Here is an 18,286-nt window from a genome sequence, read left to right as displayed (position 1 = left end):
GCGTGGTGCTATTGTCGCTTTTCACCTTCCCATCCTTCGCGCAGCAAAAAATACAATATACCGATCATACTTATCGCGCCAGCATAAAAAGCGTGGAGTGCTACAACACAGTCAAACAGGGTTCATTCCCGGTAATTGCGCTACGTAGCAACGAACAACTCCTACTTGCTTTTGATGATTTAGAAGGCCGCAGCCGCAACTATTACTACACCCTTGAGCATTGCGATGCCCAGTGGAATACCTCACGTCTATCGCCTGCCGAGTACCTGCAGGGATTTATGGAAGACCGCATTATGGATTACAGCTACTCGAGCGGTACCATGCAAAAGTATATCCACTATGAGGTAAAGCTTCCTAATCAAAACATCGCCCCAAAACTGGCGGGTAATTACCTGTTAAAGGTTTATGAAGACAGCGACCAAAGTCATTTGATTATTACCCGCCGCATTTATGTGACCGGCACTGCGGTGAGTTTAGCGGCCGAACTCGTGCCATCAAATAATGTACAGGCACGGGCAAACAATCAAAAGCTTAATTTTCAGGTTAATTACGGCGGATTGAACGTGCAAAACCCTTACAACGACATCAAGGTACTGGTAATGCAAAACGGTCGCCCCGAAACAGCGCAACTCAACACCCGCCCTACCTTTGTGCGCAACGGTCAGCTTATTTATAACGACTTTAACAGCAATGATTTTGCCGGTGGTAACGAGTTCAGGCACTTTGATATGCGTACACTCAAGCTAAATTCCGAACGTATTACACGCATATTTAAAGACTCGGCTAATACCGTTTTGCTATTGAACGATGAAAGCCGTAACCGCAACGCCTACCTGCTGGAATATGACAACGATGGCAACTTTTTCATCATCAATCAGGATGGCCGCGATGCCCGCACCGATGGTGATTATGCCAATGTGTACTTTAGTTTATTGCCACCGAAAGGCTTGTTTAATGGCAACGTATATATAACCGGCAAGTTTAACAACTACGAAATAAACGACTTTAATAAGCTTGAGTATGACGTACTGCGTAATCGTTTTAACGGTGTAGTTAAACTTAAACAGGGTGTATACGACTATTTATACGTCGTGCAAAACCCAGCAACCAACAAACCTGATAGCACTCCAATTGAAGGCAGCTATTTTGAAACCGAGAACGAATACCAAATGCTGGTTTACTACCGCCCGCCCGGCTCAAGGTGGGAAGAGTTGGTGGGATATAAGCTGGTGAGTTCGAAATAGAGTCAAGAGTACAGAATCAGGAATCAAGACTTGAAAACATATCAGCCGTGCTGAATAACTAATTTAAAAATCTGTATTCTTGATTCTGTACTCTATATTCTCGCAGCTCAAACACTATCTTTGCCAAACTATGCAAGCCAAAAACCCAAAGGACTCTTTAGTGATAATGAATGAACTGGTATTACCCAATGATACCAATATGATGCACAACCTGATGGGTGGGCGCTTGCTGTACTGGATGGATATTGCTGCGGCCCTGAGCGCGCAAAAGCATAGTAACAGGTTGGTGGTAACAGCTTCGGTTGATAACGTATCTTTTCAAAAAGGTATTAGTTTGGGCGATGCCGTAACCATTGAGGCACGTGTAACAAGGGCGTTCAACAAATCGATGGAGGTACGTTTGGATGTTTGGGCGCAAAATATACCATCAGGTACCAAAGCAAAAAGTAATGAAGCTTATTACACCTTTGTAGCTTTAGATGATGCAGGAAAACCCGTTGCCGTGCCCGAAATTATCCCCGAAACCGAGGACGACATAGTAATGTACAATGGTGCATTACGCCGCAGGCAGTTGCGCCTCATATTAAGCGGTCGTATGGAACCCAGTGATGCAACCGAACTTAAAGCCCTGTTTATGGCAGCCAAGCACGAGGGGTAAATTTTAGATAGGCAGCCGTTAAACCTCGGCCTCACGCTCTTGTCTTATCACACATGAAACCTTTACAATTCCTTATCGCAGCATTAGTTCTGCTTATGTTTTCGGTATCTGCTGTTAAAGCGCAAACGCCGGTACAATTTATTGCCCGCTATAACCTTGGCGTGGGCATTCAATACAATAACCTTTATTATGGCGATGAGATAATTCCTTACAGCCCCGGTGGAGGCATGGGTTTAGAAGCCGGTATAAGACTGATGCCTACCACGCATCTTGAGCCATATGCCACTATTGGCTTTCAACAAAACCTGGCTATCAAAATGACCGACCGTGATGATTACTGGGACAATGAAAGTTATTTTACCTTTAGTCGGGTAACCTTCAATGCAGGTTTGAATTATAAATTTCCTATCATTCCAAATTCTTCAAGCCTTGTACGTGTAGGTGGAGGTTTAAACTTCAGCATACCCGGCTGGGCTGGCTTTAAAGAAAATAATGAAAAGCTGCCCTCCATCAAATACCAAATGGCCCGGGGCTTCAACATCGAAGCATCGTACATGGCTTATGCCGACCGTAAAGTTACCGTAGAACCCGGCATACGCTACCGCCACATTGAATTTAAACCGTCGGGCAACCAATATGTACAACGTGATATGAACCCGGCACAAGCCTCGGGGTTTGACCTATCAATTATTATCGGGTTAAATTTGTAAACCAATTTACTTATCCAGGCGTTGTTTTAAGCATGAACAACCGCATAAAACTTCTTAAAGGCGACATTACCAAGATACCTGTTGATGCCATTGTAAACGCTGCAAACAGCAGTCTGCTGGGCGGCGGCGGTGTTGATGGTGCCATACACCGTGCAGGCGGAAAGCAAATATTAGACGAATGCATAGCCATACGTAACAAACAAGGCGGTTGTGCTACCGGCGAAGCCGTGATAACCACCGGCGGCAAACTCCCGGCAAAATATGTGATACATACGGTTGGACCGGTTTATAACGGCGGTCGCAAAAACACGGCTGTATTACTGGCCAACTGCTACACCAACAGCCTTAAACTGGCTTCGGCCAATGGCATTAAAAGCATAGCTTTCCCTAACATTAGCACAGGTATTTATGGCTACCCCAAGCCTGAAGCTGCAGAGGTTGCTGTAGGGGCTGTTCAAAAATACCTGGCAGAGCACAACGATATTGATGAAGTAACTTTTGTATGCTTTGATGAGGAGAATTATGGGTTGTATGAGAGACTGTTGAAATAAAACCAATAACCCAAGTGTCAATTGCGAGGAGCGGCAGGGGAAATGCGTTGGGGCGACGTGGCAATCCCGAGGTGTTGTGCAGTAACCCAGGTATGTGCTTCTGACTTCCAGATTGCTTCGACTCCCCTGCTCCAGCCCATGCTGTCTCGCAATGACGGCATCATGTTTATTTTAATAATGACCCCTTATCAACCCCTTAATCTCCTCATCGTATAGTTTCCTTAGCTGCTGATGAACATCTGCTGAAAGAGTTTTTAGCGTCGAAGCTTCCACATTATTATTTACCTGGCTAATTTTTGAAGCGCCGGGAATAACCGTAGTTACCTCTGGATGATCCAATATCCAGCGGATAGCCCATTGTGCCATGCGGTCGTCGGGGAGCATGGTTTTCATTTCTTCGGCCAGTTTTACGCCCTGTTTAAAGTCGATACCCGAGAAGGTTTCGCCTGCGTTAAAGGCATCACCATTGGCATTAAAATTACGGTGATCCTTAGGCTCAAACTGTGTATCGGCGTTAAATTTACCGCTCAATAATCCGCTGGCTAAAGGTACACGTACTATCAGGGCTACGCCTTTTTCTTTTGCCTTGGCAAATACCTCATCAGCCACATGCTGCCTAAACAGGTTAAAAATAATTTGCAGCGATGCCAGGCCTTCCTGCTCTAAACATATCAATGCTTCTTCCGAAGTTTCAACACTGGCACCAAAATATTGTATCAGTCCCTCCTGCTGCAGTTTACGCAGGTTATCAAATACTTTTCCCGAGCGCATTTCTTCGGTAGGGATGCAATGCAATTGCTGCAAAAACAGCTGCGATAAGCCCAAGTGCTGCAATGATTCCTCGGTGTGGCGCTTCATCGCATCATAGGTAAAGTTTTGCGGCCAGCCGTTGCCCTCATCACCCCTACGGCCCAGTTTAGTGGCTACGTAAATATCTTTATCAACTGATCTTAAAAATTCACCTATCACGGTTTCGCTTACACCCATACCGTACACATCGGCCGTGTCAATAAAATTGCCCCCGGCATCGGTATAAGCTTTTAATATGTTAAGCGCCTCGCTATTATCAACAACACCCCAATCGGCGCTGCCCAGTTGCCAGGTGCCTAAGCCAACCTCGGCTATTTGTACGTCTTTAAATTCTCTGTAATTCATGTTAATGTAGATGTATATTTGGTTAATAGTAGTTATGGCTTGCTTATCCAATGAATTAGCCCGTCGTGGTTAATGGCCCAGCCTTGTTGCTCTCCCTTATTAGTAATTCTTGCTAAAAACAGCCTGCCGGTTGCCTCAAGCCATAAATTGTTCGGTTGCCCTTTAACCTTAACTTCAGGAGCCATATCAAGCTGTTTTAAATCAACTGCATAATGATGATAGCGCGAATGATAGGCCTTTTGTTTATAATAAATGAGCCATAAATATTGTTTTTGCAATTCGGTATAGGAGATGCTGTTGCTTGCCGGTAATTGGGCAGTTGCAACTTGCTTAGTAAACTGTAAATATCCCCAGCGTTCGGGGTAATGCATGTTTACCACACCTTGCGCCGACCATACCCAGTTGTGCTCAGGCAGGCGTTTACCTGTTTTATCGGTAGCCCTAACATATTTGCCATCCACAACCTGATGGTCCCACTCCACCCGCGAAAAATTGATACGCCAGGTGGTGTTCTCGGCTGGGGCTTGCGGCAGTTTGTTCAGGTTTAAGGCTTTAAACGGAATGGCTATTTCTACTGTCCACCCTTCGTCGGTATCAGCCGGGTTGTTCAAAGTCCCCTGCACTTTAACTGCCGAGCGGAAGCCTTCGGCGTTCCAATTGATCATGGCATTGCCCAGGTTGCGGTATGGCTTGTTCAAAAATAAATCGAACAGGGTATTGAGCGCATTAACCTCAAATTCGTAATACTGGTGGGTGTTGTTTTGTGGGTCTATGAATACTTCGAAGTCGTTGTCATTAAAAATAATATCGTCGTGTTTTTTGAGCGTAGCCCAAACGTGCGGTTCCTTTAACTCGGCGGCAATATACAGGCAGCTATCATTCCACAGCATTTTAACGCGGGTTTGGTACTTAGGCGTGGGTTTTATAGTGCCTTCTATATCCTGAAAGTTGCTGGTCCAGGCCGCTTGTTGCCATGCATCGTCGTTCAGGTCGCCGTCAAGCTTTACGGGCTTTTGCGTATAGCCAACCACATAAGTTAAGGGTGTGGTAAACAGTTGCGGATACTCCCTAAATGCCGATTGTGCAAGCACTTTACCTGTACCCGCCATTAACATTAATACGGCTACCAGCAAACCGAAACGCAATTTAAAAAACGGCATTTTCGGCATCATCATATTAACTACCTAATTCAATAATGCGGTCAAACTCGGCCGCTTTTAATCCCATAACCGACAGGCGGCCCTGGCGCACCAGCGATATATCTTTCAGCCTTTCATCAGCCTTAATGGTTTCGAGCGTAACCGGCTTTTTAAGTGTTTCCACGGGCGACAGGTCAACCACCACCCAGTTCGTATCATCGGTGGTAGGGTCCTGATAAGCTTCTTTAACTACTTTAGCAATACCAACCACCTCTTTACCCTCATTACTATGGTAAAACAGCACCAAATCGCCCTCTTTCATCTCCCGTAAATTATTACGAGCCTGGTAGTTACGTACGCCATCCCAAAAGGTGCGTTTATCCTGGTTGAATTTTTCCCAGGAGTATTTAAAGGGTTCGGATTTGACGAGCCAGTAGTTCATAGTAAGTGTTGTTTTAAAGTATCAGAAACGCTGTAAAGTTGCCAAAATGCAGCGACAATTTAAAATTTGGCCATGTTCTATTTCTCTTGGATGAAGTAATCCATCCCCATTCATTGTTCGCACAACCAAAAAGAGTACACGTAGTAATACCTGAATTTTAATTCGGGTAATTCCACTCGTTTATTAATAAGCAGTTTGTAAGACATTTGAATGTGTTATCCGCTCTCTATCCTGGGTTTTAAGATAGCGTACCTACATCAAACCTAACTGACCGATCTACCATGAAAAACAGCTTACTGCTTATTGTTTTGCTTGCCACCACCTGCGTGGCAAATGCACAGGTTATAACCCGTAACGAACGGATGGTATGGAATGGCTTTGTTGATTATTTAGCCAGTAAAAATTACAAAGGTTCGCCCGAGCTTGACAGGCCTCCGCGCGAAAAATCGGTACAACTTTGGAAAGATTACTGTAAACTCAATAAGCTCAATTTGGATTACCATGAATTTGTGAGCCATGTGCAACGTAACATTATTGCGTACCGTAACTATGCATGGTCGAAAATTAAAAGCGGAAAAGCTACATTTACAGGTACTGAGGCCGATTTTATGCCCGGCTTAAGCACTATTGACGGATGGGCCGGTTCGCGCACTACAACTTATAAGTTCCCGCCCGATAGTATTACTGTGGGGCTGCCCGGCGATAAAATCATAGGTCGAAGTAATGCTATTTATGCCGAACTGCATAAGGATACTGTGCTGTTAAATAAACAACCACTCATTGCCAAGCCACGTTAGGCGAAGGCGTTACTGCTATCAAATTAAACTTTTGCCACTGCTTCTTCATTGCCAAGGGGCACAGCTAATGTTTCAGTAACTTTTTTCTTGCTATTCATAAACGGTTTTTCAAACAAACGGAAAAATCCATAAGCGATGATCACAATAACGCTGGTACCGGCCAGCATGAGCACCAGGCCCGATGCAGACCGTTTAAGGTGTAAGTAGCGGATAACGTATACCGATAGCAATTGAAGCAATGGCGCATGTATAAGGTAAATACTGTATGAAAATGTGCCGATAAACACCAACGGTTTCCATTCCAAAAACCGGTAAAGCACGCGTGCTAAGCCGCCTTTAAAATTTTTAAGCGAACAGGATGTTAATATACAAAAGCTGAGAGCGCCAAATAATACATCGGCAATTTCGGTTTCAGCAACTTCGTTAAGATGAATGTAGCGGGCAAAGGCTTTAAAAACAACAAATACTACTGTACAAGCCACAATGAGCAAGCCCCAGCGCACTTGTTTAAGCTTTTGATAGCGCTCATCTGTTCCAAATGAAATATCGGCTGCCAGCATGCCAAGGGTAAATAATATGATGTAAGGATTTACGCCCGGCGTAGTTAAATTAACATCATGATAGAACTGTTTTAAACCGGCCATAACGCCTAACAGCACCACCGATACCAATACAGCCAAACCTAATGTGGGCAAAGCTCCCCACCTACGGCGCACCAACAATAACAAAGGAAAAAACAGGTAAATACGGCATTCTACCGGTATTGACCATAAAGAATAGTTAATTTTATAAGTGTGCGATTTTAATATATCATTCACAAAAAACACGTGAGTAAATATATTGGGCACGGTCATGGGTAATGAATTGCTCCAAAAGGTTTTAGTTTGGCCGCCTATAAAAAACAAAACCAATACCACGCTTATGCCCAAAGCAATGTAGTAAGGTGGAAGGATACGCTTAATACGACGTTTGTAAAACTCAACCGGGCTGCCTAACTCATAATTACGCTTAATAACCGGCAGCATTAACGAAAACCCCGAAATAACAATAAATAAACTAACCGTATAATGCCCGAAAAAAAACAATTTATAGAACGATTTTTCGGCAGCGTTTTGCGACGCAGGATTAACATTATAATGCAGCATGGCATGGTGCATTAACACGTATAAAGCGGCTATTGCCCTTAAAGCATCTAAAAAAGGCAGGTGTAGTTTAGGGGCCGGTATTTTTGTCATAAGGTGCGGATAACACTTTTGATGCTAAAAATACCAAATTAACTGTTAATTACAATGTTAACTGTTAACTCTTCTTGGCCAAAGCCACCAACGCAATCCCTCCAACCAGTAGCACCCCACCGGCATAAGGCGGCCAGTTTACCGTCTTCTCTCTATCGGCCGATACCTGTATGGGGCCGGCATCTATAATTTTTTCCTTTTTGGTGTACGTGAAGCCTGTCCATATCAGCATAATAGCACCTAATACAATAAATACAAGTCCGAGAGCCTTCATAGTAATTGGTTTTAGTTACCAAATACGTAAAGGGTAAAATTTGTTTGCAAAGTGCCTTACTGCGAAATGATATTGTAACACGAGCACCTTTTGCATGTAGCACTGTTTATAAGTTTGGCCATTATTTTTAAAAAAAGATACTAAAACATGGTTTATGGATAATGGTTCATGGTAGAAAACATTGGTTAAAGATATTAGTAGAACCGCAATGTGCAGCTACGATGAACTATGAACCACCATCTATGAACTCTCTGTAACTCTCCGCAAACCATATTTAGGCAAATTGGTTATTAGTGAATTAACTGTAAAACTACTTATGGCCGAATTAAATGTTCAACCCAAACGACGCACGCCTTGGTGGCTGTGGCTCATATTACTGATAATAACGCTGTGTTTCCTGTTCTTTTTTATGCGCGGCTGCGGTAACGAAGCAGGATTGAACGAGCCTGTGGTGGCCGATAGTACTGCAGTTAAGTAGAGAAGTGGTCAATGGTCGATAGCCCATTGACCATAGTAAGCCCTGAAACCATTATTAAAAAACCCTCCCCATGGTCTATGGACTATCGACTATGGTCAAAAAAACAACTACAATGGACTTAAACGAATTTGAAAACAGCCGCCTGCAAGAACTGAGCGGCAGTGATTTTGAGATAGCTGAGGGACAGCCTGATATTAAGGGATGGGACGTAAAAAACGAGCGTGGCGAAGTTATTGGCGATGTACACGAACTGCTTTTTAACCCCAAAAGCCAGCAGGTACGATATATGGTGGTTGATACCGATGCCAACGATTTAAGGCTTGAAGCCCGCAAAATACTCATCCCTATTGGTGTGGTAGAGTTGCATGAAGATGATGATTACGTAGTAGTACCTCAAATTGAAGTTAGCCACATTTTTGGCCTGCCAACCTACGAAAAGGAAACTTTTGATGCCGAACACGAGCAGCGCATCCGCACGGTGTTTTCGAGCATGGGGGCGGCTGGTGTGGCTATGGGTGCTGTTGGCGCACAACCTACCGAAGATTTTTACGAGCACGAGCAGTTTAATCAAAACCGTATCTACAATCGCCGTAAGCCCGAAAGCGATCCGCACAAGCTTTTACCTGAAGAAGGTACACGGGAGGATAATACTGAAGACAACCGGGATATATTTTAGGTGGGCGTTGTGTATAACGCTGTGTCATAAACTAACATAGTAGTGGTTGTCTAATGACATAAAAAAGGCGCTTATCAACTGAGATAAGCGCCTTTTTGTTAATCGCTCTCCTTATATCATTGCCAGGAGCAGTGGGGAAATATGCGTGAGGGCGACGTGGTAATCTCCACTTGCATGGTTATAACGCGAGGGGATTGCCACGTCGCTATCGCTCCTCGCAATGACATATTGGGATATCAATCTTTACTACTTCAAATTAAACGGCATATAAAACCCGAAAGTAATATTACGGCCGGGGTTATATACGCCCAAATTCAGGTTGTCCTGGCTTATGCGGCCGGGTTTAAGGCGGCTTAGGGCATCATAGTAACGCTTGTTGGTTAAGTTTGCGCCCGATACATAAACTTTAAAACGTTGTGCACCCAGTTTAATAGTAGTACCTATACCTGCATTAAGCAAGGTGTATGAGTCTGTAGGAGTTTCAAACGTTGCATCAATGCGGTTTTGTTTAAAGTAATTATCTACACCGGCATAAAAGTAAAACTCATGCAAGCCTTTAACTTTTGGCTCAAAACGCAGGGTGTTACGCAATGTTCCGGCCGGGATAAAGGATAGCGGCCTGTCGAACGTATTATTTTGCGCATGCGTGTAAGCAAACGTGTTTTGGAAGTGGATGAACGATACCGGGTGCAGGGTTAAGCTGGCTTCGGCACCATAGAGGTTGGCATTTACCTGGCCGTAACGGTAAACCGGGTAGGTACCCAAATCCTCCGTAGGTACCACAATAGTTTCGTTATTGGTGTTTGAGGCGTATATGTAATTGTGTATATAGTTTTCAAACACGCCAACACTACCGGTTAGTATACCGTTACCAAACTCCAAAGTAGCATCGGCCTGGTAACTACGCTCAGGTTTCAAATTACCGTTACCAACCTCGTATCTAAAGGTACCCTCATGTACACCGTTAGAACCTAATTCGGCAGGGTTTGGTGCACGAAACGCCGAACCGGCATTGGCTTTAAAGTTTACATACTCGTTAAACACGTGGGTATAACCTAAAGCTCCGCTCACGCTGCTAAAGTTATTTTTAAAGCCCGGGAATCGCTCTGCGCCTTCTTCAAATAATTGCTTGCCTTTGTTTTGAATATAATCGTACCGTACACCCGCGCTCACCGTGTTGGCGCCATACGTTTTCTTTACAAAACCAAATATGCCGGCTGCATAAGCATTATACTCAGGTATCAGCTTTTCTTCGGCTTTGTTAACGCTATGGCCAATGCTTCCACTCAAACCAATTACTGGCTCCCAGCCGTTACGGGCAGGTAATGAGTATTTGGTATCTAACGAGTATGTGTTCAGGTCAAAGAATAAAGATGGATCGGCACTGTCTTCCAGCTCGCGGCGTTGGTTTTTTTGGTAACCCAAATCAACCTTTAAGGAGCCCTCACCTATTACAAAGTTGTTATTTAAGGCCACTTTATAATGGCGTATGTCCTGACGAGGGTAATCTAACGTGCGCGAATGTTCGGTAGTGTATAAATCATTAACCGTTTCGGGGTCGAAAAAGCCGATGTTGTTTTTATAGTACGAAAAATTCAGGTGAGAATAACCCCAGCTTTTGTTTAAACCTACCATACCGCTCAGGTTGGTATTATTAAAGCCGCTGTTAGGAAAATATCCGGCTGGTGTTTTAAACGAGTAAGCATTTTGATACGAACCGCGGCCTCTCCACACAAAACCGTTCTCGTTACCGGTTAACATTAAAGATGAACCGGTTAAGCCATTATTGGTTGAATAGTTTGACAAAACTTCGCCCCTTATTTTACCCGGAGCAGGTGCCAATGGTTCAACCAGGTTAATTACACCTCCAATCGCATCTGAGCCGTACTGTAACGATGCCGCGCCGCGCAGTACTTCTACCTTGTCGGCCTGGTACTGATCTAACTCAATGCCGTGCTCATCGCCCCATTGCTGGCCTTGTTGTTTAACCCCATCGCTCAGGGTAACCACGCGGTTATAACCCAAACCGCGTATAACCGGCTTTGATATACCCGGACCGGTGGTTATCTGGCTTACGCCCGGTACTTGCTTAGCCAAAGCGTCGATAAGGTTAGTGTATGAGCCTTGCAGGTCTTCTTTACTAACCACCGCAGCCGAAGTGCTGTTATTTTTACTGTTGGATGCCACCACGGTACCGGTAACCACCACTTCACGTGCTTCGATAATGCTTGGCGTAAGGGTGAAGGTTAATGATGCCGGGTTAGATAGATCGACCGTTTTAATGCTGGTTTGGTAGCCTACGTAACTTACTTCAACCACGTAACGGCCACGTGCAGGCAGGGTACCAAACGTAAACTCACCGCTGGCATTGGTAGTAGTGCTTATTTTTAACTGGGGAATGGTGATAGTTGCACCAATAATAGGTTCGTTGGTTTTAACATCGGTAACTTTACCGGTAAAGGCCGCTACGGCCGCATATATATAAACAGGCAATATAAACAGCAACAAGCTGCCTAAAAACTTCATTTTCATGATAATAGGATACTAAGTAATAATTTTTTGAAATACAGAAATACAGCAGCCAGGCGTTGCCCCACTACTTCACATACAATAAAAATTATACAGCAGGTGGTCCCCTATTACCCGAAAGCAGCAGTTCGATGCTTTGATAAATTGTTGCAAAAGCAACGGGCTCATAAGAACTGCTTAAAGCAAAGAAATGGAAATGGTGATGCTGGAGAAATAACTGCACATTACCATGCTGTACGCAGATGGGACAGTTATCATCAGCAATTTTTGATTTGTCTTTTTGGGCGTAATGCTTTACCGATTGAGTTTCGGTTTTATGTGTATGCGCAAACAATATCACCTGCCCCGTAACAAAAGTTAGCAGGAGCAAAAACGAGGTCAATATTTTTGCGGTACGTTTAGTCAAAGCAGTAGGCTGCAAATATATTTTTAAAAAGGCTTACATTATCATTTTATTTGAAATCTATCTGTTTTATTACATAGTTACCTACAAACCAACATACTGGTTGAGTATTTATTAAAAGGTTTAACCTGCTAATTAAAACCTAATGTGCGGGCTATTGTATATATGCTAATGCCAGCTTCAAAAACACCCATATACACCGCACTTGGTGCAAATTTACTCATAGCCATTACCAAATTGGTTGCCGCAGTATTTACAGGGAGTTCGGCCATGGTGTCAGAAGGTATACACTCGCTGGTTGATACGAGTAACGAGGTTTTATTACTCCTTGGCATCAGTAAAAGCCAAAAACCGGCCGATGAAAACCGGCCGTTTGGCTATGGTAAGGAGCTTTACTTTTGGTCGTTCATGGTATCGCTGTTGTTTTTTGCATTGGGCGGCGGCTTTTCTATATATGAAGGTGTGGAACACATTATGAATCCGCAGGAAGTTAGAAATCCGATCTGGAATTACATTGTGCTGGGCATTGCTTTTATTTTCGATGGCATATCTTTCATCACCGCCATGCGGGAGTTTAAACGCCAGCGCGGCAACATGCCCTTTTGGGAAGCCGTACACATAAGCAAAGACCCATCTACCTTTGTGGTGCTGTTTGAAGATGCCGCCGATGTGATAGGTATACTCATTGCCTTTACCGGCATTTTGTTAGGGCAAATATTAGGTAATCCTTATATAGATGGCATTGCGTCGGTAATGATCGGTTTGCTCTTAACCGCCGTAGCCATTCTGCTCGTTCGTGAAAGCCGGAGTTTGCTGATGGGCGAAAGTGCATCGGCAGAGGAGCTCCAAAAAATTATCGCTTTAGCCGAAAGTTTTGAAAATGTAAAGCAGGTGGAATCTCATCAATCCATGTATCTGGCACCCGAGGAGGTAATTTTAGTATTGAAGGTTCGGTTTAAACAAGGGATTGATGTTGGAGAGGTTGGTTTGAGTATAGCTACTTTGAAGAAGGATATTCAGGAGTTGTATCCTCATTTTAAGCAGATTTATGTGGATGTTGGTTAACTTATCGCTTATCTACCGCTTATTGCCGCGGAGGCTACTACTTTTGTCTTGAAACAAAAGTAGCAAAAATTCAAGCCATGGCAATCCCTGCCACCCCACAGGCCATACTCCCGGCCGGGCGCCATGGCATGCCAACGCTCCTTTTCACTGCATTGCGGTATGCTAACATATAATGCACTACCCTGACATATATTTCTTTTCGCGGCATCAGGAATGTTGCGGCAACCACAGGCTCGAGTGAAAGTACAACCCTATGTAGCAACATAACGTAGCCGCAGCCTTTTCTTTTTGGTACTTTTTCTTTTAGCAAAAGAAAAAGTACATCAACAGGCGTGGGTTAACTCACTTTACCTGTCCTAACAGGGCACTGCAATAAGTCATTGCACAACCCAACTTTCGCAGAGATTGCTTCGTACCTCGCAATGACGTGGCTTACTATGGAACTAAATTATCCCAGCCTTCTCTAACTCAACTACCATTTGCTCCTGCAACTTCAAAGCCTCTTCACGGGCAGCGTCGGCAAAATCGGTACCGTTGGATGCGTATATAATGGAGCGTGATGAATTTACCAACAAGCCGCACTCTTTCGTCATACCATAACGGCACACATCTTCCAGGCTACCACCCTGTGCACCAACGCCAGGAACTAATAAAAAGTTGTTGGGTGCATGTTTGCGTATGTTTTCAAACTCCTGGCCTTTGGTGGCGCCTACTACAAACATAATGCGGTCGGTACCACCCAAAGTGTTTACCTTATTAATAACGGCTTCATGCAGCAAGCCCTCGTTAGTTTGCAGGTACTGAAAATCATGACTACCAACGGATGAGGTTAATGCCAGTACAATGATCCACTTGCCCTCGTATGCTAAGTATGGGGTAATGCTATCGTGCCCCATGTAAGGGGTAATGGTAATGGCATCAAAGCCCATACCGCTGGCTTTTTCATCAAAAAAGGCACGGGCGTAGCGGTCGCTGGTGTTGCCTATGTCGCCGCGCTTGGCATCTATAATGCTCAGGCATTCTTTGGGCAAGTATTCGTAAGTTTTAATAAGGCTTTGCAAGCCTTTAACGCCGTAGGTTTCATAAAAAGCAGCGTTGGGTTTGTAGGCCACACATAAATCGGCAGTGGCATCAATAATGCGTTTGTTAAACTCAAAAATCGGGTCTTCATACTCATGTAAAAAGGCCGGTATTTTTTCAAGGTCGGTATCTAAACCTACACACAAAAAAGATTTTTTTTGTTTAATTTGACTGATGAGCTGCTGGCGTGAAAGCATAATATTAAGAAAATGAATATTTTTTGCCCGGCAAAAAAACTAAAAATAGCCCGAAGTGTTAGCGTTGTGTAACTATTTTTTAAAATAATTGTGCATTTTAAAATTATTGGTTACTATTGCAGCGTTTCCAACACTAAATTTTTCTTGCACTAAAGAAAAGTTGTAAAAATTCCCACGTTGCTTACAATACATTAACTATTTTAATCAAGGTGCATTACAGCAGCAAGACTAATTTTCGTATAAAATAAATAATCAAATTTATCCCTTTTTGAATTTTTAATTCACCCCCATGCCCGAGAAAACCGAATTGAATGACAAATTAGTGTCAGAATTGCGTCAAATGGCTAAAGATTTGGGTATTGCCGAAGCCGACGAGTTGCGCAAAGCCCAACTGGTAACCCGTATTAAAGAACAAGAACAGCTTATTGAAACCGCAAGGACTCAACAATCAGTACTAAATAATAATTACGATAATGCACCTGCCGCCCAGGCATCACCTGCTGATGAAGAAGCCGCAGCCGACGATAAACCCCGCAAACGTACCCGTACTTTAAAAGCCAAAACTCCTGCAGGCGCAGAAGCCGAAGCTACTCCAGCTGTAGATTTATTTGCAGCGCCAGAGCCTATTGTACAGGCAGAAACTGCCGTTGCAGGCACGCCAAACGATGTGGAGGCCGTTACCGCCCCTACCGAAGGCACCCATACCCCTTTCGCAACGCAATTTGTTGAGCAAGGTGTGCGTCCGCGTACTCAAAAATTTGAGCAGCGCGATCGCCGTCAACCTGGTAACCCGCGCGAGGGTCAAAACCAGCAACCACGCGAAAACAACCAACAGCGTGATAACAATAATCAACAACGCGAGAACGGTCAGCAACAGCGTGAAAATAACCGCGATAACAATCGCGACAGTAAAAAAGAAGAGATCAACCTCGACTTTGACAACGTTATTGTTAACGAAGGCGTACTGGAAATTATGCCCGATGGCTACGGTTTCCTCCGCTCATCTGATTATAACTATTTGACCTCTCCTGATGATATTTACGTATCACAATCGCAGATTAAACTTTTTGGCTTAAAAACCGGTGATACCGTTCGCGGTAGCATCCGTCCGCCAAAAGAAGGAGAAAAATACTTTCCATTGGTGCGTGTAGAGGCTATTAATGGCCGTGTACCTGCCGAAGTGCGTGACCGTGTACCTTTTGATCACTTAACGCCGTTGTTCCCGTCAGAACGTTTGAATTTGTTTACCGATGGTGGTAACTATTCAACCCGAATTATGGACCTGTTTTCGCCAATTGGTAAAGGTCAGCGTGGTTTAATTGTGGCGCAGCCTAAAACCGGTAAAACTATGTTACTAAAGGATGTGGCCAATGCCATTGCCAAAAACCACCCTGAAGTATACCTCATTATATTACTCATAGACGAACGCCCTGAGGAGGTTACCGATATGGCTCGCAGCGTACGCGCCGAGGTGGTATCATCAACCTTTGATGAACCGGCCGAGCGTCACGTAAAAATTGCCAACATTGTGCTCGAAAAAGCAAAACGTATGGTAGAATGTGGTCATGATGTGGTTATCCTGCTCGACTCGATCACCCGTTTGGCCCGTGCTTACAATACCGTAGCACCTGCATCTGGTAAAATATTATCGGGCGGTGTTGATGCCAACGCCTTGCACAAACCTAAGCGTTTCTTTGGTGCGGCCCGTAACATTGAAGACGGCGGCTCGTTAACCATTATAGCAACAGCCCTTACCGAAACCGGCTCTAAAATGGATGAGGTTATTTTTGAAGAGTTTAAAGGTACCGGTAACATGGAGTTACAGCTGGATCGTAAGTTATCTAACAAACGTATCTTCCCGGCTATTGATATTACAGCATCAAGTACCCGTCGCGATGACCTGTTGTTAGACCGCGAAACGCTTCAACGCATCTGGATATTACGTAATCACCTGGCTGATATGAACTCAATCGAATCGATGGAGTTTTTACAGGCACAAATACGCGGCACCAAAACCAACGAAGAGTTTTTGGTATCGATGAATTCGTAACCCGGCCTGGGTGGTTGGTGACAACACCAACCACAGGCTATCTATAATATTCCACGCGTCATTGCGAGGTACGAAGCAGGCATAACCGCCTTGCAACCGCAGAGATTGCTTCGTACCTCGCAATGACGTTTTTTATTATAGACTAAAAATAAGGTATTACGTGTATTTTTCGCAGTTTGCGTTAGCGATAAAAGCGAAACCCTCACAGTGTAGCATAGCGGAACGATGGGTTGTAATGGATAGCTCGGTCCGCCTGAGGCGGAAACGCCCAATTGTTAATTAGTGAATGAGTGAGTGGGTGAATGAGTGACTTAACTAACAACTACTTTGTCATTTCGAACGTAGAGAGAAATCTTTTCGAATAGGTAAGCCTGTCCGCTTAAAAAAGATATCTCCTTGGGTCGAATACTACCTATCCTGTGAGGTACTGAAACAAGTTCAGCATGACTGCTTGTGTACCATAACCTCACAATATTACATTAGTATCACACGGCTCAATCAATCGTTTTTGTTTAACTCTTCGTCAAACAACCAGATTAAAATACCGTTAGGATTTATAGCCAATAACACAATGTTCATACATGGTTAACAATATTTGGCTATCTTCAACGCCGAAATGAGGAATCGCGTTCAGAAACATGTACCCAACGCCATTACCTGTGCCAACCTGTTTAGTGGATGCGTGGGGATAGTTTTCGTTGCCTTTCAGGACAACCTGGTATTTGCTGCATACTGTATTTTTTTAGCTGCCATATTTGATTTTTTTGATGGACTGGCCTCCCGTGTACTTAAAGCCTTTTCGCTAATTGGTAAAGACCTCGACTCGCTGGCCGATGTGGTTAGCTTTGGTGTGCTTCCCTCCTTTATTATGTACCGCCTGTTTTTACAGGCCCCGCAAATAGAAGGCGTAAGTACCTATTTAAATTATATCGCCTTTTTAATACCTGTATTTTCGGCATTGAGGCTGGCTAAGTTTAATAATGACGAACGCCAAACCGATAGCTTTATTGGCTTGCCTACCCCGGCTAACGCCATTCTGATCGGGTCGTTTCCGTTGATACTGAAAGACCAGTACACATTTTTTACCCAGTTTATACTTAATCCCTTTTTCCTGGCATTTTTTGTACTCATTATGTGTACCATGCTGGTGATCGAATTGCCGCTAATGTCGCTTAAATTTAAGAACCGCGATGTTCAGCGAAATATTTACCGCTATTTATTGCTGCTGTTTTCGGCAATTCTGATATTGTTTTTTAAATTTGCCGCAATTCCGGCGATCATAGTAATGTATATCGCCTTATCCATCATTCAAATTAGATTTGCCAAACAGTATGAAATTCCAGGCCGAAATTGACGTAATGCCAAAAAAAGAAATTCTTGACCCTCAAGGTAAAGCCGTAACCGGCAGCATGAAAAACCTTGGACTGGCCGAAATTCAAAATGTACGCATTGGCAAACACATCTCCTTAGAAATTGAAGCCGAAAGCGAAGCCGCCGCATCCGAAAAAGTTGAGCAAGCTTGTAAAAGCCTGTTAGCCAACTTAATTATGGAAAGCTATAGCTTTACGGTAACTGCGGTTTAGCAGCCCCCCCCCCGAACCCT

The 18,286-nt window shown here is 43.9% G+C and carries 19 protein-coding genes; 11 read left to right on the top strand and 8 right to left on the bottom strand.

What is annotated here, in order from left to right:
• The first annotated feature begins 5 nt into the window (after positions 1–5).
• The 4 genes from QE417_RS20600 (at position 6) to QE417_RS20585 (ending at position 3,163) form a co-directional block, all read left to right on the top strand.
• Positions 6–1,244, top strand: coding sequence for a type IX secretion system plug protein (locus QE417_RS20600; protein ID WP_376717535.1), 1,239 nt, complete (start codon positions 6–8; stop codon positions 1,242–1,244).
• Positions 1,245–1,374: 130 nt separating this feature from the next.
• Positions 1,375–1,902, top strand: a complete 528-nt coding sequence (locus QE417_RS20595; RefSeq protein ID WP_311953150.1) for an acyl-CoA thioesterase — start codon at positions 1,375–1,377, stop codon at positions 1,900–1,902.
• 53 nt (positions 1,903–1,955) lie between these two features.
• On the top strand, positions 1,956–2,612 hold the full coding sequence (locus QE417_RS20590; RefSeq protein ID WP_311953147.1) for an outer membrane beta-barrel protein: 657 nt from the start codon (positions 1,956–1,958) through the stop codon (positions 2,610–2,612).
• A gap of 32 nt (positions 2,613–2,644) precedes the next feature.
• On the top strand, positions 2,645–3,163 hold the full coding sequence (locus QE417_RS20585) for an O-acetyl-ADP-ribose deacetylase (RefSeq protein ID WP_311953145.1): 519 nt from the start codon (positions 2,645–2,647) through the stop codon (positions 3,161–3,163).
• 171 nt (positions 3,164–3,334) lie between these two features.
• Here the strand turns inward: QE417_RS20585 and QE417_RS20580 are convergent, their stop codons facing one another.
• The 3 genes from QE417_RS20580 to QE417_RS20570 are packed head-to-tail and all read right to left on the bottom strand — an operon-like array spanning position 3,335 to position 5,899.
• Entirely contained in the window at positions 3,335–4,318 is a 984-nt protein-coding gene (locus QE417_RS20580) for an aldo/keto reductase (protein ID WP_311953142.1), read from the bottom strand.
• Between the two features lie 32 nt (positions 4,319–4,350).
• Complete coding sequence (locus QE417_RS20575; RefSeq protein ID WP_311953140.1) at positions 4,351–5,493, bottom strand: carbohydrate-binding family 9-like protein; 1,143 nt, start codon at positions 5,491–5,493, stop codon at positions 4,351–4,353.
• 1 nt (position 5,494) lies between these two features.
• Positions 5,495–5,899, bottom strand: a complete 405-nt coding sequence (locus tag QE417_RS20570; RefSeq protein WP_311953138.1) for an EVE domain-containing protein — start codon at positions 5,897–5,899, stop codon at positions 5,495–5,497.
• Between the two features lie 281 nt (positions 5,900–6,180).
• Here QE417_RS20570 and QE417_RS20565 point away from each other — a divergent pair, with 281 nt between their 5' ends.
• Positions 6,181–6,696 (top strand): hypothetical protein, encoded by a 516-nt coding sequence (locus QE417_RS20565; protein WP_311953135.1) that lies wholly within the window; start codon positions 6,181–6,183, stop codon positions 6,694–6,696.
• 23 nt (positions 6,697–6,719) lie between these two features.
• On the opposite strand, the gene QE417_RS20560 is transcribed toward QE417_RS20565, so the two are convergent.
• Together QE417_RS20560 and QE417_RS20555 are read right to left on the bottom strand one after the other, a co-directional pair.
• Entirely contained in the window at positions 6,720–7,931 is a 1,212-nt protein-coding gene (locus QE417_RS20560; RefSeq protein ID WP_311953133.1) for an acyltransferase family protein, read from the bottom strand.
• 64 nt (positions 7,932–7,995) lie between these two features.
• Positions 7,996–8,205: a hypothetical protein gene (locus QE417_RS20555; RefSeq protein ID WP_311953132.1), complete on the bottom strand. Its 210-nt coding sequence runs from the start codon at positions 8,203–8,205 to the stop codon at positions 7,996–7,998.
• A 316-nt stretch (positions 8,206–8,521) separates the two neighbouring features.
• Between QE417_RS20555 and QE417_RS20550 the strand changes: the two genes are divergently transcribed.
• Positions 8,522–8,683: a hypothetical protein gene (locus QE417_RS20550; RefSeq protein WP_311953129.1), complete on the top strand. Its 162-nt coding sequence runs from the start codon at positions 8,522–8,524 to the stop codon at positions 8,681–8,683.
• Between the two features lie 112 nt (positions 8,684–8,795).
• Positions 8,796–9,359 carry a PRC-barrel domain-containing protein gene (locus QE417_RS20545; RefSeq protein WP_311953125.1) on the top strand — a complete coding sequence of 188 codons (564 nt, stop codon included), beginning with the start codon at positions 8,796–8,798 and terminating at the stop codon, positions 9,357–9,359.
• A gap of 246 nt (positions 9,360–9,605) precedes the next feature.
• Here the strand turns inward: QE417_RS20545 and QE417_RS20540 are convergent, their stop codons facing one another.
• Positions 9,606–11,891 (bottom strand): TonB-dependent receptor, encoded by a 2,286-nt coding sequence (locus QE417_RS20540; protein ID WP_311953122.1) that lies wholly within the window; start codon positions 11,889–11,891, stop codon positions 9,606–9,608.
• An 85-nt stretch (positions 11,892–11,976) separates the two neighbouring features.
• On the bottom strand, positions 11,977–12,294 hold the full coding sequence (locus tag QE417_RS20535) for a hypothetical protein (protein WP_311953119.1): 318 nt from the start codon (positions 12,292–12,294) through the stop codon (positions 11,977–11,979).
• Between the two features lie 168 nt (positions 12,295–12,462).
• Here QE417_RS20535 and QE417_RS20530 point away from each other — a divergent pair, with 168 nt between their 5' ends.
• Positions 12,463–13,356, top strand: a complete 894-nt coding sequence (locus QE417_RS20530; protein ID WP_311953116.1) for a cation diffusion facilitator family transporter — start codon at positions 12,463–12,465, stop codon at positions 13,354–13,356.
• 443 nt (positions 13,357–13,799) lie between these two features.
• Here the strand turns inward: QE417_RS20530 and pyrF are convergent, their stop codons facing one another.
• On the bottom strand, positions 13,800–14,633 hold the full coding sequence (pyrF, locus tag QE417_RS20525) for an orotidine-5'-phosphate decarboxylase (RefSeq protein WP_311953113.1): 834 nt from the start codon (positions 14,631–14,633) through the stop codon (positions 13,800–13,802).
• A gap of 289 nt (positions 14,634–14,922) precedes the next feature.
• Between pyrF and rho the strand changes: the two genes are divergently transcribed.
• From rho to purS, 3 genes are all read left to right on the top strand, one after another.
• The gene (gene rho, locus QE417_RS20520) at positions 14,923–16,683 is read left to right on the top strand and encodes a transcription termination factor Rho (protein ID WP_311953110.1); all 1,761 of its coding nucleotides are present in this window, start codon (positions 14,923–14,925) and stop codon (positions 16,681–16,683) included.
• Positions 16,684–17,299: 616 nt separating this feature from the next.
• Positions 17,300–18,037, top strand: coding sequence for a CDP-alcohol phosphatidyltransferase family protein (locus QE417_RS20515; RefSeq protein ID WP_311953108.1), 738 nt, complete (start codon positions 17,300–17,302; stop codon positions 18,035–18,037).
• Positions 18,015–18,266: a phosphoribosylformylglycinamidine synthase subunit PurS gene (purS, locus tag QE417_RS20510; RefSeq protein WP_311953106.1), complete on the top strand. Its 252-nt coding sequence runs from the start codon at positions 18,015–18,017 to the stop codon at positions 18,264–18,266. The genes QE417_RS20515 and purS overlap by 23 nt, the downstream gene beginning before the upstream one ends.
• Positions 18,267–18,286: the final 20 nt, after the last annotated feature.

It is taken from the genome of Mucilaginibacter terrae (assembly GCF_031951985.1).
GTDB lineage: Bacteria > Bacteroidota > Bacteroidia > Sphingobacteriales > Sphingobacteriaceae > Mucilaginibacter > Mucilaginibacter terrae_A.
This window is presented reverse-complemented; position numbering and strand designations above follow the sequence as displayed.

What these genes read in the sequence shown, in the direction of transcription:
- QE417_RS20595 (WP_311953150.1), top strand. Translation starts at nt 1,375, where the DNA reads ATGCAAGCCAAAAACCCAAAGGACTCTTTAGTGATAATGAATGAACTG.
- QE417_RS20590 (WP_311953147.1), top strand. Translation starts at nt 1,956, where the DNA reads ATGAAACCTTTACAATTCCTTATCGCAGCATTAGTTCTGCTTATGTTT.
- QE417_RS20585 (WP_311953145.1), top strand. Translation starts at nt 2,645, where the DNA reads ATGAACAACCGCATAAAACTTCTTAAAGGCGACATTACCAAGATACCT.
- QE417_RS20580 (WP_311953142.1), bottom strand. Translation starts at nt 4,318, where the DNA reads ATGAATTACAGAGAATTTAAAGACGTACAAATAGCCGAGGTTGGCTTA.
- QE417_RS20575 (WP_311953140.1), bottom strand. Translation starts at nt 5,493, where the DNA reads ATGATGATGCCGAAAATGCCGTTTTTTAAATTGCGTTTCGGTTTGCTG.
- QE417_RS20570 (WP_311953138.1), bottom strand. Translation starts at nt 5,899, where the DNA reads ATGAACTACTGGCTCGTCAAATCCGAACCCTTTAAATACTCCTGGGAA.
- QE417_RS20565 (WP_311953135.1), top strand. Translation starts at nt 6,181, where the DNA reads ATGAAAAACAGCTTACTGCTTATTGTTTTGCTTGCCACCACCTGCGTG.
- QE417_RS20560 (WP_311953133.1), bottom strand. Translation starts at nt 7,931, where the DNA reads ATGACAAAAATACCGGCCCCTAAACTACACCTGCCTTTTTTAGATGCT.
- QE417_RS20555 (WP_311953132.1), bottom strand. Translation starts at nt 8,205, where the DNA reads ATGAAGGCTCTCGGACTTGTATTTATTGTATTAGGTGCTATTATGCTG.
- QE417_RS20550 (WP_311953129.1), top strand. Translation starts at nt 8,522, where the DNA reads ATGGCCGAATTAAATGTTCAACCCAAACGACGCACGCCTTGGTGGCTG.
- QE417_RS20545 (WP_311953125.1), top strand. Translation starts at nt 8,796, where the DNA reads ATGGACTTAAACGAATTTGAAAACAGCCGCCTGCAAGAACTGAGCGGC.
- QE417_RS20540 (WP_311953122.1), bottom strand. Translation starts at nt 11,891, where the DNA reads ATGAAAATGAAGTTTTTAGGCAGCTTGTTGCTGTTTATATTGCCTGTT.
- QE417_RS20530 (WP_311953116.1), top strand. Translation starts at nt 12,463, where the DNA reads ATGCCAGCTTCAAAAACACCCATATACACCGCACTTGGTGCAAATTTA.
- pyrF (WP_311953113.1), bottom strand. Translation starts at nt 14,633, where the DNA reads ATGCTTTCACGCCAGCAGCTCATCAGTCAAATTAAACAAAAAAAATCT.
- rho (WP_311953110.1), top strand. Translation starts at nt 14,923, where the DNA reads ATGCCCGAGAAAACCGAATTGAATGACAAATTAGTGTCAGAATTGCGT.
- QE417_RS20515 (WP_311953108.1), top strand. Translation starts at nt 17,300, where the DNA reads ATGAGGAATCGCGTTCAGAAACATGTACCCAACGCCATTACCTGTGCC.
- purS (WP_311953106.1), top strand. Translation starts at nt 18,015, where the DNA reads ATGAAATTCCAGGCCGAAATTGACGTAATGCCAAAAAAAGAAATTCTT.